Origin of the sequence: Erwinia sp. HDF1-3R (assembly GCF_039621855.1) — a bacterium.
In the GTDB taxonomy this organism is placed as follows: domain Bacteria; phylum Pseudomonadota; class Gammaproteobacteria; order Enterobacterales; family Enterobacteriaceae; genus Erwinia.
Map to the genome: position 1 here is coordinate 3,490,915 of NZ_CP155071.1, position 14,779 is coordinate 3,505,693.

Annotated in this window: 13 protein-coding genes and 6 tRNA genes; 11 read left to right on the forward strand and 8 right to left on the reverse strand. The window is 56.5% G+C overall.

Annotated features, from left to right (window positions below; translation table 11 throughout):
- Positions 1–15 precede the first annotated feature (15 nt).
- Positions 16–1,323 (reverse strand): NtaA/DmoA family FMN-dependent monooxygenase, encoded by a 1,308-nt coding sequence (locus tag AAGR22_RS15840; protein ID WP_345828461.1) that lies wholly within the window; start codon positions 1,321–1,323, stop codon positions 16–18.
- 1 nt (position 1,324) lies between these two features.
- Positions 1,325–2,245 carry an aliphatic sulfonate ABC transporter substrate-binding protein gene (locus AAGR22_RS15845; RefSeq protein WP_345828463.1) on the reverse strand — a complete coding sequence of 307 codons (921 nt, stop codon included), beginning with the start codon at positions 2,243–2,245 and terminating at the stop codon, positions 1,325–1,327.
- Positions 2,246–2,332: 87 nt separating this feature from the next.
- Between AAGR22_RS15845 and AAGR22_RS15850 the strand changes: the two genes are divergently transcribed.
- The 5 genes from AAGR22_RS15850 to AAGR22_RS15870 all read left to right on the forward strand — a co-directional run bounded on the left by AAGR22_RS15850 (position 2,333) and on the right by AAGR22_RS15870 (position 7,652).
- Positions 2,333–3,298 carry a LysR family transcriptional regulator gene (locus AAGR22_RS15850; protein WP_345828465.1) on the forward strand — a complete coding sequence of 322 codons (966 nt, stop codon included), beginning with the start codon at positions 2,333–2,335 and terminating at the stop codon, positions 3,296–3,298.
- A 110-nt stretch (positions 3,299–3,408) separates the two neighbouring features.
- Positions 3,409–4,491: an LLM class flavin-dependent oxidoreductase gene (locus AAGR22_RS15855; RefSeq protein ID WP_345828466.1), complete on the forward strand. Its 1,083-nt coding sequence runs from the start codon at positions 3,409–3,411 to the stop codon at positions 4,489–4,491.
- Entirely contained in the window at positions 4,491–5,462 is a 972-nt protein-coding gene (locus tag AAGR22_RS15860; RefSeq protein ID WP_345828468.1) for an ABC transporter substrate-binding protein, read from the forward strand. Before AAGR22_RS15855 ends, AAGR22_RS15860 begins: the two co-directional genes overlap by 1 nt.
- Complete coding sequence (locus AAGR22_RS15865) at positions 5,459–6,046, forward strand: cysteine dioxygenase (RefSeq protein WP_345831615.1); 588 nt, start codon at positions 5,459–5,461, stop codon at positions 6,044–6,046. The genes AAGR22_RS15860 and AAGR22_RS15865 overlap by 4 nt, the downstream gene beginning before the upstream one ends.
- Positions 6,039–7,652 carry a rhodanese homology domain-containing protein gene (locus AAGR22_RS15870; protein WP_345828470.1) on the forward strand — a complete coding sequence of 538 codons (1,614 nt, stop codon included), beginning with the start codon at positions 6,039–6,041 and terminating at the stop codon, positions 7,650–7,652. Before AAGR22_RS15865 ends, AAGR22_RS15870 begins: the two co-directional genes overlap by 8 nt.
- 95 nt (positions 7,653–7,747) lie before the next feature.
- Here the strand turns inward: AAGR22_RS15870 and AAGR22_RS15875 are convergent, their stop codons facing one another.
- From AAGR22_RS15875 to AAGR22_RS15890, 4 genes are all read right to left on the reverse strand, one after another.
- Complete coding sequence (locus AAGR22_RS15875; protein ID WP_067705854.1) at positions 7,748–8,227, reverse strand: nuclear transport factor 2 family protein; 480 nt, start codon at positions 8,225–8,227, stop codon at positions 7,748–7,750.
- Between the two features lie 48 nt (positions 8,228–8,275).
- Positions 8,276–8,566: a hypothetical protein gene (locus tag AAGR22_RS15880; protein WP_345828471.1), complete on the reverse strand. Its 291-nt coding sequence runs from the start codon at positions 8,564–8,566 to the stop codon at positions 8,276–8,278.
- 266 nt (positions 8,567–8,832) lie between these two features.
- Positions 8,833–8,908 (reverse strand) — tRNA-Ala (locus AAGR22_RS15885).
- 45 nt (positions 8,909–8,953) lie between these two features.
- Positions 8,954–9,029, reverse strand: a tRNA-Ala gene (locus tag AAGR22_RS15890).
- A gap of 416 nt (positions 9,030–9,445) precedes the next feature.
- Here AAGR22_RS15890 and AAGR22_RS15895 point away from each other — a divergent pair.
- Entirely contained in the window at positions 9,446–10,231 is a 786-nt protein-coding gene (locus AAGR22_RS15895; RefSeq protein ID WP_067705857.1) for a formate/nitrite transporter family protein, read from the forward strand.
- A 153-nt stretch (positions 10,232–10,384) separates the two neighbouring features.
- The gene (locus tag AAGR22_RS15900) at positions 10,385–10,744 is read left to right on the forward strand and encodes a YfeC-like transcriptional regulator (RefSeq protein WP_067705859.1); all 360 of its coding nucleotides are present in this window, start codon (positions 10,385–10,387) and stop codon (positions 10,742–10,744) included.
- Between the two features lie 264 nt (positions 10,745–11,008).
- Here the strand turns inward: AAGR22_RS15900 and gltX are convergent, their stop codons facing one another.
- Complete coding sequence (gene gltX, locus AAGR22_RS15905; protein WP_345828472.1) at positions 11,009–12,430, reverse strand: glutamate--tRNA ligase; 1,422 nt, start codon at positions 12,428–12,430, stop codon at positions 11,009–11,011.
- Positions 12,431–12,705: 275 nt separating this feature from the next.
- Between gltX and AAGR22_RS15910 the strand changes: the two genes are divergently transcribed.
- The 4 genes from AAGR22_RS15910 (at position 12,706) to AAGR22_RS15925 (ending at position 13,096) form a co-directional block, all read left to right on the forward strand.
- Positions 12,706–12,781 (forward strand) — tRNA-Val (locus AAGR22_RS15910).
- Between the two features lie 51 nt (positions 12,782–12,832).
- Positions 12,833–12,908 (forward strand) — tRNA-Val (locus tag AAGR22_RS15915).
- A gap of 32 nt (positions 12,909–12,940) precedes the next feature.
- A tRNA-Val gene (locus AAGR22_RS15920) sits at positions 12,941–13,016 on the forward strand.
- Between the two features lie 4 nt (positions 13,017–13,020).
- A tRNA-Lys gene (locus tag AAGR22_RS15925) sits at positions 13,021–13,096 on the forward strand.
- Between the two features lie 85 nt (positions 13,097–13,181).
- On the opposite strand, the gene AAGR22_RS15930 is transcribed toward AAGR22_RS15925, so the two are convergent.
- Complete coding sequence (locus tag AAGR22_RS15930) at positions 13,182–14,717, reverse strand: M12 family metallo-peptidase (RefSeq protein WP_345828473.1); 1,536 nt, start codon at positions 14,715–14,717, stop codon at positions 13,182–13,184.
- Between the last annotated feature and the right edge of the window lie 62 nt (positions 14,718–14,779).

Consider the following 14,779-nt stretch of genomic DNA (forward strand, 5'->3'; position numbering starts at 1 on the left):
GTCGGGTCGCCTTTTTTATTGCAGCGGCAGGTTGAGATGGTCGCGCAGCGTCTTCCCCGGGTAATCCTGACGAAAAGCCCCCCGCTGTTGCAGCTCCGGCACAACGTAGTCCGCAAAATCATTGAGCGATGCGGGCATATCGGCGGGCATCAGTACAAAACCGTCGCAGGCTCCGCTGTCCACCCAGAGCGTCATTTCAGTGGCTATCTCTGCCGCGGTGCCGACCATCACCGGGAACGACGCGCTCGCCGCATAAGTTTTGGCGACCTGCGCCAGGGTTTTCCCCTCCCTGCGCGCCTGAGCGATAACATACTCAAAGCGCCCTTTACTGCCGCTGATATGCGGGAAAATATCCGGGAAAAGCGCATCGGGATCGTGCTGTGACAAATCGTAATTCATGCTGGCGGACATAAAGCTTAGCCCGGCCAGCGGGTTGACCAGCTCGTCCAGCAGCCGCCGCTTTTCCTCTGCCTCCCGGCGCGTTGCGCCCACTATCGGCATCACGCCGGGCAGGATTTTACAGGCTTCCGGCTGGCGGCCCTGCGCGAGCATCTCTGCTTTAAACTGCTGGTAAAACTGCTGCGCCCGCGCCCGCTCCGGCTGCACGGTAAAAATAACTTCGCCCACGCGGGTGGCCACATCGCGGAAATCCTGTGAGACCCCGGCCAGAATCTGCACCGGCCTTCCCTGGGGAGAGGCTGCCACCGTCAGCGGCCCCTGGATCTGGAAATGCTCGCCGTGGAAATGGGTGTAGCTGACCTTTTGCGGATCGACCCAGACCCCTGAGGCTTTATCAGCCACGCGCGCATCGGGCTGCCAGCTCGCCAGCAGCCGGTGTACTGCATCAATAAACTCCCCGGCACGCTGATAGCGCGCGTTGTGCCCCATATGCTGCGAGCGGCTGAAGTTACGCGCCTCACCGTCGTTAGTGGAGGTAACGGCATTCCACGCCATGCGCCCGGCGCTAAAGTGATCGAGGGTCGCCAGCGTGCGGGCGGCGTGAAAGGGTTCGCCGTAGGTGGTGGAGAGCGTGCCGCCCAGCCCGATGCGATCGGTAAACAGGCCAAGCGCGGTAAGCAGCGCCATCGGTTCCGGGCGGGCATAGCCGGGACGATACTGCACGGTGGTGGCGATATCGCCGCCGTAGATATCATCGATCGACAGCTTATCGGCCACGAAAGCGAAATCAAACTTCGCCTCCTCGGCTTTTTTAACCAGCGTCAGCCAGGTGCTGAGCTGCATCGGATCCGGGTTTTGCGCCTCGGGATGGCGCCAGCCGCCTGCATGCAGCCCGGTATCGCTAAGATAGAGTGCAAGATGCATATTACTTCCTCTGCGACAGGCTGAGATCGACGAAGGCTGCGGCGCTGAGCGGTTTGGGGATCAGGCCATTTGTCACGTACAGGTCAGCGGTATTCTGCTGCACTTTAAGCACCTCCTGACTGTTGTCATCAATGCTATTCACCTCCCGCTTCACCTTGAGCAGCGCCACCGCCTGCGGAATACGCAGCAGCTTACTGATTGACGCCGCATACGCCTCGGGATGCTGCTCACCCCACGCGCGGGCGCGCGTCAGGCGCTGGCTGAAATCAACCAGCTCGGCCCGTTTGCTGGCGATGGCGCTGTTGCTGGCTATCAGGTAGTTGATCGCCGGGTAGTCACGGCCGTCGGCAATAATCTGCGCGCCGGACTGGGACGTGGCGAAAGAGACGTAGGGTTCCCAGGTCGACACCGCATCCACTCCACCCTGATCCAGCACCAGCGTCGCTTCGGCTGGCGTGGTAAAGACAAATGAGACGCTGGCCGGATCGACACCCGCGCGCTTCAGTGCCTGTAGAGCCAGGTTATGGCCGGATGACCCTTTCACCGTCGCAATGCGCTTTCCGCGCAGATCCTCCACCCGATGGATCGCACTGCCGTTTTTGACAATCAGCGCATTACCGGCATAGCGCGTGGCCAGGATCCCCTTCGCATCCAGTCCGGCGGCCACGGCAAAGGTTAGCGGCGCATCGCCGACCGAACCCGCATCAATAGAGCCGGCACGCATCGCCTCCAGCAGCGGTGCCGCATTAGCAAATTCATGCCATTCCAGCGTATAGGGGGTATTTTTTAGCTCTCCGGCGGCCTCGAGGATGGCGCGGGCGTTGCCGCGCTGATCGCCGACGGCCAGCGTATTGGCCGCCAGCGTTGGCGTTGACAGTAACGCCGCGATCAGGCCGAGGGTACTCAGGGTGAATGCTTTCATCTGGTGTCTCAATATGAGTAAAAAACTGAGACTACCACCGGCTTTTTTATTCTCTAAATGCATTTTACGCGCATTCAATATGCAAAATTGACATATCTGTTTGCGGGCGCGCTGCTTATGCTGAGCCTCTTTGCCGGTGGAAAATGGAAAATGAAACTCGACGATCTGCAAGCCTTTGTCACCCTTGTTCAGCTACAGTCGACCCAGCAGACGGCTGAAAAACTGGGTCTGACGCAGCCCGCGGTGACCCGCCGCGTGCAAAATTTTGAAGAGTCGCTTGGCGTTCAACTGCTCGACAGACAGACCAAGCCCCTGAAACCCACGTCGCTGGGCTGGCAGGTTTATCAGCAGTGTCAGCGTATTGCCGGGCAGGTGAATGAACTCAATCAGCTGGTGGCGACAGACGCGCCACCCAGCGGCGTGCTGCGCTTCGGCCTGCCTCACACTCTTTCCGATACCACGCTGCTGCCCGCGCTGGCGCTGATGCAGTCTCGCTATCCCCACCTCCAGCTGCGGCTAAACAGCGGCTGGGGCGATCGGCTGCTGGGCTCCCTCGATCAGGCCGCGCTGGATGCGGCGCTGCTGCTGGCCCCCGCCGATAAAATTTTCAATGACGCCCTCAACGCGACGGCGCTGGGAACCGTGCCGCTGGCAATCGTCACCGCTGACGACGGCGAGCCACTGCCTGCCACGCTGGCGGCCTGCTATAAGACGGGGTGGATCCTCAACCCTGACGGCTGCGGCTTTCGCGCAACTCTTGCGCGAGCGCTGGCCGATCGCGGTCTTCCCCTGACGCTGAATGTCGAAGTTCAGGGCGTGGCGATGCAGCTGGCGCTGATTGCCGCAGGACGCGGGCTGGGTATTATGCCGGAGATACTGGTGAAGCACGGTTCCCCTCAGCATCGGGTGCGCAGCGTACCGCTGGCTGACTTTGCTCCCATTAGCCAACTCTGGCTCGTGCACCCTTCCCTTCCCGCAAATCAACAGGCGGCGGTGGCGGTATTTGCTACTGAACTGGCGAAGGGGTATCACCCGGGCGGGGACCGACATTAGTTAGTTTTTATATTAGCTACGTACAATTATGAATTTCACACATATTAGAATTCAGCTTAGGGTTTTCTCTCTGTCGGTAATTTGCCGGCCTTCCTCCAGGAGAAAACATCATGGGCATTCAGTTCCTTGGTATGATCGGCCATAGGCTGGCGTCAGAAATCATCGCTCCCCGCGGCCCGCTTTTTAATAAGCAGTATATTGCAGACTTCGCCCAGGCCCATGAGCAGGCAGGCTTTGACCGCGTGCTGGTCGGTTACTGGTCAGATCAGCCTGATGGCTTTCTGGTCACCGCACATGCGGCGGCGAATACGTCGCGCATCAAATTTTTACTGGCGCATCGGCCCGGCTTCGTCTCCCCGACGCTGGCCGCCCGCAAGCTGGCCACGCTGGACCAGCTAACCGATGGCCGACTGGCCGTGCATATCATCAGCGGGGGCAGCGACGCGGAGCAGCGTCGCGACGGCGACTTTCTCAACAAGACGCAGCGCTACGCGCGCACCGATGACTTTCTCAGCGTACTGCGACAGGGCCTGGAAGCCGATCATCCCTGGGATCATCAGGGAGAGTATTTCCAGACTGAACAGGCGTTTTCCGCCATCAAGCCGGTGCAGGCGCACCTTCCCGTCTATTTCGGCGGCTCATCGCCCGAGGCAATTGCGGTTGCCGCGCGTCATGCCGATGTGTTCGCTCTCTGGGGCGAGCCGCTGGCGGGCGCGGCGGAAACGGTGCGCACCGTGCGCGCCGCCGCCGCTAAGCAGGGCCGTGAAATCGGCTTCAATATCTCTTTCCGTCCCATTATTGCCCCAACGGAGAAGGAAGCCTGGGAGAAGGCGGAACATATTCTGGAGACGGCGCGCAACAAGCTGACCGCGTCCGGTCACGATTTTGGCCTGCCGAAACCGCAAAGCGTGGGTGCGCAGCGGCTGCTGGCAGCGGCGAATGAAGGGGCGCGGCTGGACAAGGTTCTGTGGACCGGCATTGCCAAACTGGTGAGCGGCGGCTACAACTCCACCGCCCTGGTCGGCACGCCGGACCAGGTGTCTGATGCCCTGCTGGACTATTACAACCTGGGCATTAAAAGCGTACTGATCCGCGGCTTTGATCCCCTCAACGATGCACGGGAGTATGGTAAAGAGCTAATCCCGCTTACGCGGGAAAAAGTGGCGGCACGTCGCGTAGCAAGGAGTGCCTGATGCGATTTTCACTGCTTGTTTTCGGGCTGGCCGCTGCCCTCTCTCTGAGTGCCAGCGCGGCGGAGAAGGTTACCCTTAAGCTGGGGGACGTTAAGGGCGACCGGTTCATCTCGCTGCGCGAATCGGGCCAGCTAAAGGATCTGCCCTACGACCTGAAACTGACCTCGTTTGACTCCGGCGCGCCGGTGCAGGAAGCGTTAAACGCCGGTGCGCTGGACATTGGCTTCACCGGCGATCTGCCGTTCCTTTTCGTGTTCGCGGCAGGCGCGCCGGTGAAGGCGGTGGGCGCCTGGCAAAACAATCCGGACAGTATTGCGCTGCTTACGCGACCTGATAGCGGTATTCACAGCCTGAAGGATCTCAAAGGTAAACAGATCGCCGTAAACCGCGGTGGCTGGGGCCATTATCTGCTGCTGGGCCTGCTGGAGCGCGCGGGCCTGAAACTCTCGGACGTGACGCTGCGTTTTCTTGGCCCGGTCGATGGCCGGGCGGCGCTTGCCAGCCATGCCGTGGATGCCTGGGCCACCTGGGAACCCTACGTTTCCTCTGCGGAGGAAGTGGATAAAGATGTGAGGGTGCCGGAGGGCGGCGGCAAAGGGATCCTATCCGGCTACTCCTATGCGCTGGCGCGGGAGGAGGCGCTAAAGGATCCGGCTAAGCGGGAAGCCATTGCCGATTTAATGACCCGCCTTGCCAGAGCACAGGTCTGGGCCGCGCAGCATCCGCAGGCGTTTGCCAACGCCCTCTCAACATCACTGGGCTTTCCACCCGCGATCGCCGCCCGCTGGATTGCCAGCGCGCAAATCCGCCCGCTGAACTTTACTCCACAGGTGGCCGATACCCTGCAAAAGTCGGCTGATTTTTTCTTTAACTATCATGTGCTGCCAAAACGTATCGACGTTCATCAGGCGTTTGACTACGACCTTTCCGCGGGCGCCAATCAGGTTGCCTCTGAACAGGGGATCAAATAATGCCTCTTCAACATCACCGGCTGCGCGACTTTGTCGGAAGCCTGGCCTCGCTGCTGGATAGCCATCCCAGCGAGGAAACCATTCTGCACCAGGGTCGTCAGCTCCTCGGTGAACTTATCCGCCATGATGACTGGCTTGGGCCGGAATTCGCCCAGCCGGATCCTGAACGTTATCAGCAATATCTGCTGCACGCCGATGCGCAACAGCGTTTTTCGGTCGTGAGCTTCGTCTGGGGGCCTGGTCAGCGCACGCCGATACACGATCACCGCGTCTGGGGGCTGATTGGCATGCTGCGCGGCAGTGAAATTTCTCAGGGGTATCGACGGGAGGCTCAGGGCCTGACGCCCGACGGCGAGCCGGTTCGCCTCGAACCTGGCAGCGTGGAGGCCGTCTCGCCCGCAGCAGGGGATATCCACCGCGTCAGCAATGGGCAGGATCGCGTTTCGATCAGTATTCACGTTTACGGCGGCAATATTGGTGCCGTAAAGCGGGCCGTCTATCAGCCCGATGGCAGTGAAAAAACCTTTATTTCTGGCTACAACAACGCTTTTTTACCCAATATATGGGATCTTTCACATGACTGACACACCACTACATTTTCGTCGCGCAGCCGAGATTCGATCCGCCCTCCTTCAGCACCAGGAGGTGGCGCTCATCGACGTGCGCGAAGAGGCGTACTACGCCACCGGCCATCCGCTGTTTGCGGTTAATATCCCCCTTTCGAAGCTGGAGATTGAAATCCTCAACCGCGTGCCCCGGCTGGCAACGCCGGTGACGATCTACGACGGCGGTGAAGGACTGGCGGCCGTCGCGGCCGCGCGCTTATCCGCGCTTGGCTACGCTGATGTAGCGCTGCTGGAGAATAACCTGGCAGGCTGGCAGGCGGGCGGCGGCGAGCTGTTTATTGACGTCAACTCCCCCAGCAAGGCCTTCGGCGAGCTGGTCGAAAGTCGTCGTCACACGCCCTCTCTGCCTGCGGAAGAGGTGAACGCCCTGCTGCACAGCGGCAGCCCGGTGGTGGTGCTGGACAGCCGCCGCTTTGATGAGTATCAGACGATGAGTATTCCCGGCGGCATCAGCGTACCGGGTGCTGAGCTGGTATTGCGCGTACGGGATCTGGCTCCCTCGGCGGAAACAACCATCGTCGTTAACTGTGCGGGACGCACCCGCAGTATTATCGGTACGCAGTCCCTGATTAATGCCGGGATTGAGAATCCTGTTTATGCACTGCGTAATGGCACTATCGGCTGGACGCTGGCCGGATTGAAGCTGGATCATGGGCAAACGCGCCGCTTTAGCAAGGTGAGCGAGAATGCAAAAATTCAGGCTGCAAAGGCCGCGCGAAAAGTCGCCGATAGCGTCGGCGTTAAGCGGGTGTCAGGCACGCAGCTCAGCCAGTGGCAGCAGCAGGAAACACGGACGCGCTATCTTTTCGACGTGCGGGACGCAGAGGAGTACGCTGCGGGGCATCTGCCGGGCGCGCGTCACGTGCCGGGCGGCCAGCTGGTTCAGGAAACCGATCACTACGCCAGCGTCAGAGGGGCGCAGGTGATATTGGTTGATGATGATGGCGTGCGGGCCAATATGAGCGCTTCCTGGCTGGCGCAGATGGGCTGGGATGTGGCGGTAGTGGACGGGCTCAGCGCCGCTGATTTCAGTGCCACCGGGGCCTGGTCACCTACAATCCCTGCCCTGCCCCACCAGGAGGAGGTTGAGCCTGCCGTACTGGCAACGTGGCTGGATCAGGGAGGCACCCAGCTGCTGGACTTCACCACCAGCGCTAACTACGTTAACGGCCATATACCCGGTGCCGCCTGGCTACAGCGGGCGCTGCTGACCCAGAAAGGGAAAGAGGCGATACCGGCTGCGCAACGCTATGTGGTGACCTGCGGCAGCAGCATGCTGGCGCGCTTTGCGGTTCAGCAGATCTCCGAGCTGACCGGCAGGCCGGTGGTGGTGCTGAAGGGCGGCAACACGGCCTGGAAAGCCGCAGGGCTGCCCGTGGAGCAGGGAGAGACAAGGCTACTCCAGCCGCGCGACGATCGCTATCGCCGCCCCTATGAGGGCACCGACAACGCCCCCGAAGCGATGCAGGCTTACCTCGACTGGGAGTTTGGTCTCATTGCCCAGCTGGATCGCGATGGCACCCACGGCTTTCACGTATTGACGGAAAACGTTGCCGGGGCGTAGAGCGTTTATCAGACAGCGTCGCGGGATAAGGGCCCATCGGGCCCTGAACATCCGACACCGGCGTGGTCAGTCAGCTTTGTATCGATGCCCCTGGATTAAAGACCCAGATCTGACAGACCGGGATGGTCATCCGGGCGGCGCCCGGCAGGCCAGTGGAATTTGCGGTCTGACGCGTTGATCGGCATATCATTAATACAGGCAAATCGCCGGGTCATCAGGCCATCTTCGTCAAACTCCCAGTTTTCATTGCCATAGGAACGAAACCAGTTTCCTGAATCGTCATGCCACTCATAGGCATAGCGAACGGCAATGCGGTTATCGGCAAAGGCCCACAGCTCTTTTATCAGGCGGTAATCCAGCTCTTTACGCCATTTCCGTTCAAGAAAGGCTTTACACTCATCGCGGCTCTCGACGAATTCGGCGCGATTTCGCCACCGGGTATCGACGGAGTAAGCCAGCGAGACTTTTTCTGGATCGCGGCTGTTCCAGCCATCCTCGGCCAGACGAACCTTCTCAATGGCTGATTCGCGCGTAAAAGGGGGAAGCGGTGGGCGTGGGGTCTGACGATCGGACATAGCAACTCCTCGGTATAAAATACAATCAGATCAGTTGATCAAGCGGCATCAGGCTGGCGCAGAACAGGCCCTCTCCAGCAACGTTATGGCAATCGTTTTGGCACTCGCAGCGGCTTCGGGATCGCCCATCACTTTTGCCACGGTAATGGCCCCATCTATCAGGATTAGCAGCTGTCTGGCCAGGGCTTCCGGCTGTGCGCACTCTGCCCGTTCACACAGTAAAAGCGCATAATTGAGTAATTTCTTCTTGTGTGACTGACTTATCAAACGCACCGGATCGGCGGGGTTACCCACCTCGCCTGCCGTGTTAATAAACGCACAGCCGTGAAAATCGGACAAAGTTTAGAGGAATACCGACAAAGACAGGATAAGGAGGGGCTGCCAGAAAAATCGGTCAGGGAAAGTACAATGAGAAACAACGCCATTTTATCAGACACAACAACGTGAGCGGTATGACCCGGCGTGATTTCGCGGACTTAATGTTGAATTACGATTGATTTGAGCGTTGAAAATCTGGCGAACCCACACGACAGAGCTGGTGGCCATCATAGCTGGAGCAGAAATGTGCTTTTTTGGAACGGAGAAATTCGATATCAAGAGATGATTGGTGGAGATAAGCGGGATCGAACCGCTGACCTCTTGCATGCCATGCAAGCGCTCTCCCAGCTGAGCTATACCCCCACAACAAAGAAACTGCTTTTCAGTCCAAATCTGCTGGTGAAGATTTGGTGGAGCTAAGCGGGATCGAACCGCTGACCTCTTGCATGCCATGCAAGCGCTCTCCCAGCTGAGCTATAGCCCCGTACCGAAAAACCTTGTCGTCTTGACGGCGGGGATAATATGAAACAGCGTCTGCGGTGTCAACGGCAAATTACCGATCTGCGGTCAATCGCTGAAAAAGCCGCCACAATGCGTTTTTTTTGGCAGCCTGGCCCTCAGACCCGACAGCATAAACGCGCTCAGGCCTGCATGCCGGGATGCATAATATGCCGCGTCGAAGCAAATTAAGCCGCAATATGACTACACCCCTCTTTTGTCCGCCGCAATCATGTAAACAAGGCGTTAAAAACAGCTCTAATCGGCCTTGTTTTTGTTAAGACCGCGTGTAAAACTGCGACGTTTTTGACGGCCAGCCCGCACACAGCAAGGTTCAGGCGCATTTTCCTGACGCGATGCCTTTGGCCATTTTCATTATCACACCAGAAACTTAGAGCTACTATGTCCTCCTATTCACCTAAAGAAATTGCGGCGTTCGCCATTCAGTCAGGCGTTGCCAAAAGCCAGTATTCCGTCGCCACGCTGATTATCCTCGGTTTTATGGCCGGTGCATTTATTGCCGTTGGATTTCTGCTGGATATTCACGTTATCAACTCCCTTCCTGCTGACTGGGGTTCGTTCAGCGGGCTGTTAGGGGCCGCCGTGTTCCCGGTCGGCATCATTCTGACTATTCTGGCGGGAGGGGAGCTTCTGACCGGTAATATGATGACCCTGCCCATCGCCTGGTTTGCCCGCCAGATAAGTGGCTTAAGCCTGCTGCGTAACTGGTTCTGGGTCACCCTGGCGAACTTTGTCGGCAGCCTGGCCGTCGCCTGGTTCTTTGGCCATATCCTGGGCATGACCGAAGGTGACTACCTGAAAAAGACCGTTGCCATCGCCACGGCCAAAGTAAATGCCGATTTCACCCACGCTTTTATCTCAGGTATTGGCTGTAACTGGCTGGTGTGCCTGGCGACGTGGCTGGCCTTTGCCAGTAAAGACGTGGTGGGTAAAATTTTTGGTATGTGGTTCCCGGTCATGGCCTTCGTTGCCATCGGCTTCCAGCACGTCGTCGCCAATATGTTTATCGTCCCCGCCGCTATTTTCGCCGGTCAATTAAGCTGGGCTGCCTACCTGCCTAATTTTACAGCTGTTTTTCTGGGTAACACCGTCGGCGGTGCCGTCTTTGTTGGCCTGGCCTATTTTATGGCTTACCGCTCACAGCTGAATGCCGTAGTCCCCCGCTAATACCAATGCCCCCCTGTCTTCAGGACCGGGGGGTATTGTTCTCCCGATCTGCCTGCCAAATTTTCTGCCCCTTTTAAGGCTTCCTGTTAGTTGTTCTGGGAACATTTTGCTGTAATATGATCGTGTTACATAACTCGCAAAAGGGATTGCACAATGAAAAAGGAATGGTTAACGCCAGAAGAACTGGCGCAGGAAACGGGTTTCAGTCGTCAGACCATCAACAAATGGGTTAAGAAAGAGCAATGGACAACCGCGCCTAAACCCGGCGTTCAGGGCGGTAAAGCACGGATGATATTTATTGATGAGCGGGTTAAAAACTTCCTCAAATCTACACGTCACGCCGCAGAGCCCACCGCTACCTATCGCGTAACCCATAACTCCCTTCCTGCCCTGCTAATGACGTCACTCCAGCAGATGAATGCCGAAGAACAGGATCAGCTTTACTCACTGTTATTACGCGAAGGCATACAGGGATTATTGAATCGACTGAGTATTCGCGGTAACGATCAGTAATAGCGGTTCGCCGGGCGGGAGATGACCTTTCGTCCGGTTGTTCCGGGAGCTAACATGGGTTAATACGATTGTGGCCCCTGGAATCGGCAGCGCCTGCTTTCATCACAAATCATTCAGTTACCTCACTGCCAGATGAAAAGCTGCCTGCCGGGCTGCATTACCCTGACGTGTCTCAGCGCTAAGGATGACGGGTCCATTCGGCGCTGGCTAAAAAAAAGCCGTTCACCCGATCTCGGGTGAACGGCTTTTCGCTGCACGATTTTATCAGACTGACTGCTGAGCTTCCCGCGCCTCAATCCAGCTGAGGGCCTGATTAATGCGGGTGACGCAGCGCGCCTTGCCGATAGCATGGACCGTAACATCAAGCGCCGGAGACTGGCCCGCGCCGGTTACCGCGACGCGTAAAGGCATGCCCACTTTGCCCATGCCCACGGCAAGGTCGTCAGCGGTAGCCTGAATAGCCTGATGTACGCTTTCAGCCGTCCAGTCGGTGAGTTCGCTAAGCTTGTCACGCACGACCTCAAGCGGCTGACGTGCCACTGGTCGCAGATGTTTCTTCGCAGCGTCAGGATCAAAGGCGTCAAAGTCCTCATAGAAGTAGCGGCAGGATGCAGCCATCTCTTTCAGCGTCTTACAGCGCTCACCCAGCAGCTTCACCAACTGGGCCAGTTCAGGACCGGTGCGCGTATCAATCTTCTCCTGCTCGATATGCCATTGCAGGTGCGTCGCCACGTATTCCGGTGCCAGCGAATTGATGTAGTGATGATTCAGCCACTGTAACTTTTCAGTGTTAAACGCGCTGGCTGATTTGCTGACCGCGTCCAGACCAAACAGCTGCTTCATCTCGTCGATGCTGAAAATTTCCTGATCGCCATGCGACCAGCCCAGACGGACAAGATAGTTCAGCAACGCTTCCGGCAGATAACCGTCGTCGCGATACTGCATCACCCCAACCGCACCGTGGCGCTTGGAGAGCTTTTTACCGTCGTCGCCGAGGATCATGGATACGTGTGCGTAGACCGGTACCTGAGCACCGATTGCCTTCAGGATATTAATCTGACGGGGCGTATTATTGATGTGATCCTCACCGCGGATAACGTGGGTAATTTCCATATCCCAGTCGTCGATCACCACGCAGAAGTTGTAGGTCGGCGCACCATCGGTACGACGAATGATCAGGTCGTCCAGCTCCTGGTTACTGAATTCAATCGGCCCACGGATCTGATCGTCGAAAATAACCGAACCTTCCTGCGGGTTACGGAAACGCACCACGCAGGGTTCATCAGCAGCATGATGCTCATGGCTGTCACGACAGCGACCGTCATAGCGCGGCTTCTCATTATTAGCCATCTGCGTTTCACGCAGCGTCTCAAGGCGCTCTTTGGAGCAGTAGCACTTATAGGCCGTGCCTGCTTCCAGCATCTGGTCAATGACCGTGTTGTAGCGATCAAAACGTTTGGTCTGATAGTACGGGCCTTCATCCCAGTCCAGACCCAGCCAGTTCATTCCGTCCATAATGGCATCAATGGCCTGTTGGGTAGAACGTTCCAGATCGGTATCTTCAATACGCAGCACGAACTCACCGCCCTGATTACGGGCAAACAGCCACGAGTATAGCGCGGTGCGCGCGCCGCCAACGTGCAGGTAGCCCGTGGGGCTGGGAGCGAAGCGGGTTTTGATTTTCATTAACAGCTGCCTTATTACGCTATCAGATTCGGCCATTGCCGGAGGAGGTCTGATAAAGACCAAAAGAGAGTGGGCAACATTCTACCATCTGCAAGCGAATCCTCAACGCCATTCCCCCGCTTACTGCCAGGGTTAGCGGTACCCCCCCCCCGGCAGACGGCCGTTTTTGCATAAAAGCCCAACATCTTGTTTAAATTTAAGACGAACAGTGATTTTCGTTTCAAAAACCGTTGACTCATTTCCCGCGATCCCTATAATGCGACTCCACACAGCGGGGGTGATTAGCTCAGTTGGTAGAGCATCTCCTTTACACGGAGGGGGTCGGCGGTTCGAGCCCGTCATCACCCACCACTCTAAACCGGTGGCTCCGCAGTGTAGGCAGTACCAGACGTGTACAGAAATGGGTGATTAGCTCAGTTGGTAGAGCATCTCCTTTACACGGAGGGGGTCGGCGGTTCGAGCCCGTCATCACCCACCATTTCTGAACAGGTTGTTATGAAGTACCGAAGTGGGTGATTAGCTCAGTTGGTAGAGCATCTCCTTTACACGGAGGGGGTCGGCGGTTCGAGCCCGTCATCACCCACCACTTCGGGTCGTTAGCTCAGTTGGTAGAGCAGTTGACTTTTAATCAATTGGTCGCAGGTTCGAATCCTGCACGACCCACCAATGTCAAAAGGTGCCCTAAAGGCGCCTTTTTGCTTTTCTGCATTTGCTCATTTGCTCAGCATTTGACCCTGCGGCACCATTACTTTCACTGACAGTCAGAGAGATAAACCCATGGCTTGCCGTACGGCGCAGAGTTAATATCGGGCGGCATATCCACCGAGTAGAAGTTCTGCCTGTAAATCTTCTCTTTATATGAAACCTTTTCGCCATAAACACTATAGGGTTTTTTACTCTCCCACTCTGTATAGCCCGGACAGTTACCTGAAGGATTGGGGACGGGATCTGGAGATGTGGTATAAAAGTTGGCAACTGCTTCGCGGCGTTCATTTAGCCGACGGGCATTATCCTCGTATTTGGCACTCCCCATGGGAACACCATTGTAGGTGATGCGCGGATTAGAGAAATAATTCAGGCGCGGACAGCTCCCGGTCTGACAATTATAGGACATAATAGTACGCCACTTAGGCTGACTCGCTGCCACTTCATATTTGAATCCATGCCGGTAACAGGGCTCACGCGTTGGCGCTCCCCCGAACTGATACAGATCGTGGCTGGCTCCTATGTTGTGCCCCATTTCATGAGCAAAAGTATAGGTGCCCGTCAGAGACGAATATCGGATGACCGACGCAGCATTTGCCTTAGTTGCATCTACCGTTCCATTCCCCGTACCCGAGGTATCTTTCACCAGCATCACTACCAGATCTGCACCGGTTTTATCCCTGAAGGCATTAATCTCTTTGCTCAGCGCGGAACCCGAACTGACCAGCATTTGCTTGCGCATACTGGAATAATCGCCCAGTTCATTATATGTCGCATCCAATATGCCCGCATTTTCAAAGGTTATTTTAACATCACTGTTTTTCGCGCCCTGATTCGCTTCGGCAAAGGCAACCGATGCCAGCGCATTGATGTTCAGTGAAGCCATTACCGCTCGGGACTGGTTGGTCGTCACTAATGCCACTCTGATCGTACTTTGCTCTTTAACCGGATCAACGAATTGTCCTGGATTATCCGGGCAGACGATAGCGGCTTTGCTGCCAGAGAAAACAGGCAAGGATTCGTCGTTGTTATCTTCCGAAACTTTAGCTTCATCTACCCTGACGATAGCAACCTGCCCAGTGCCACCGCTGAGTGGAAAGATCTGATAAAGCTGACCGCGGGTTCTGAACGTTCCAGCCAGCGTATGATGATTAAATACCAGGGTAGCCACATTTTCAGGATCGCTAATGGCCCCTTTTCCCATTTCACCTCTTACTAACATCGGATCTGTTGAGGCATGCTTTGTTGCTGTCCCCGTCCAGGTATAACTCCCATCGTTATTGAGGATCGAGGACCACCGCTTATATTCAACGGTATTACCTGCCGTAGTCAGCAACGTCAGTTTAGCACTGTCGGGATTTAATATAGAATAGTCAATGCTTGCTAAACGTATTTCACGGGTGGAACGAGAAACAGTAATATCTGAAAGAAATGTGTTGTTTGATTTATTAACGCCATCCTGCATGCCTGGGTTTTTTAGATGCGAGATAAGTGGAGGCGCAGCATGTGCCAGCGTAACCAGACATATTGCGATATAAATAACATTAAAAAGAAACGCTCCGACCGCCCATTTTTTTTGCATTATAGTTTACCTGATTGAAATGAAAAACAGTCAGCCACCTGACAGGCCCCTGTTTCCTATTC

Coding starts and splice junctions, on each gene's coding strand:
- AAGR22_RS15875 (WP_067705854.1), bottom strand. CDS start 8,227: ATGTCCGATCGTCAGACCCCACGCCCACCGCTTCCCCCTTTTACGCGC.
- AAGR22_RS15860 (WP_345828468.1), top strand. CDS start 4,491: ATGCGATTTTCACTGCTTGTTTTCGGGCTGGCCGCTGCCCTCTCTCTG.
- AAGR22_RS15870 (WP_345828470.1), top strand. CDS start 6,039: ATGACTGACACACCACTACATTTTCGTCGCGCAGCCGAGATTCGATCC.
- AAGR22_RS15840 (WP_345828461.1), bottom strand. CDS start 1,323: ATGCATCTTGCACTCTATCTTAGCGATACCGGGCTGCATGCAGGCGGC.
- AAGR22_RS15930 (WP_345828473.1), bottom strand. CDS start 14,717: ATGCAAAAAAAATGGGCGGTCGGAGCGTTTCTTTTTAATGTTATTTAT.
- AAGR22_RS15900 (WP_067705859.1), top strand. CDS start 10,385: ATGAAAAAGGAATGGTTAACGCCAGAAGAACTGGCGCAGGAAACGGGT.
- AAGR22_RS15845 (WP_345828463.1), bottom strand. CDS start 2,245: ATGAAAGCATTCACCCTGAGTACCCTCGGCCTGATCGCGGCGTTACTG.
- AAGR22_RS15855 (WP_345828466.1), top strand. CDS start 3,409: ATGGGCATTCAGTTCCTTGGTATGATCGGCCATAGGCTGGCGTCAGAA.
- gltX (WP_345828472.1), bottom strand. CDS start 12,430: ATGAAAATCAAAACCCGCTTCGCTCCCAGCCCCACGGGCTACCTGCAC.
- AAGR22_RS15895 (WP_067705857.1), top strand. CDS start 9,446: ATGTCCTCCTATTCACCTAAAGAAATTGCGGCGTTCGCCATTCAGTCA.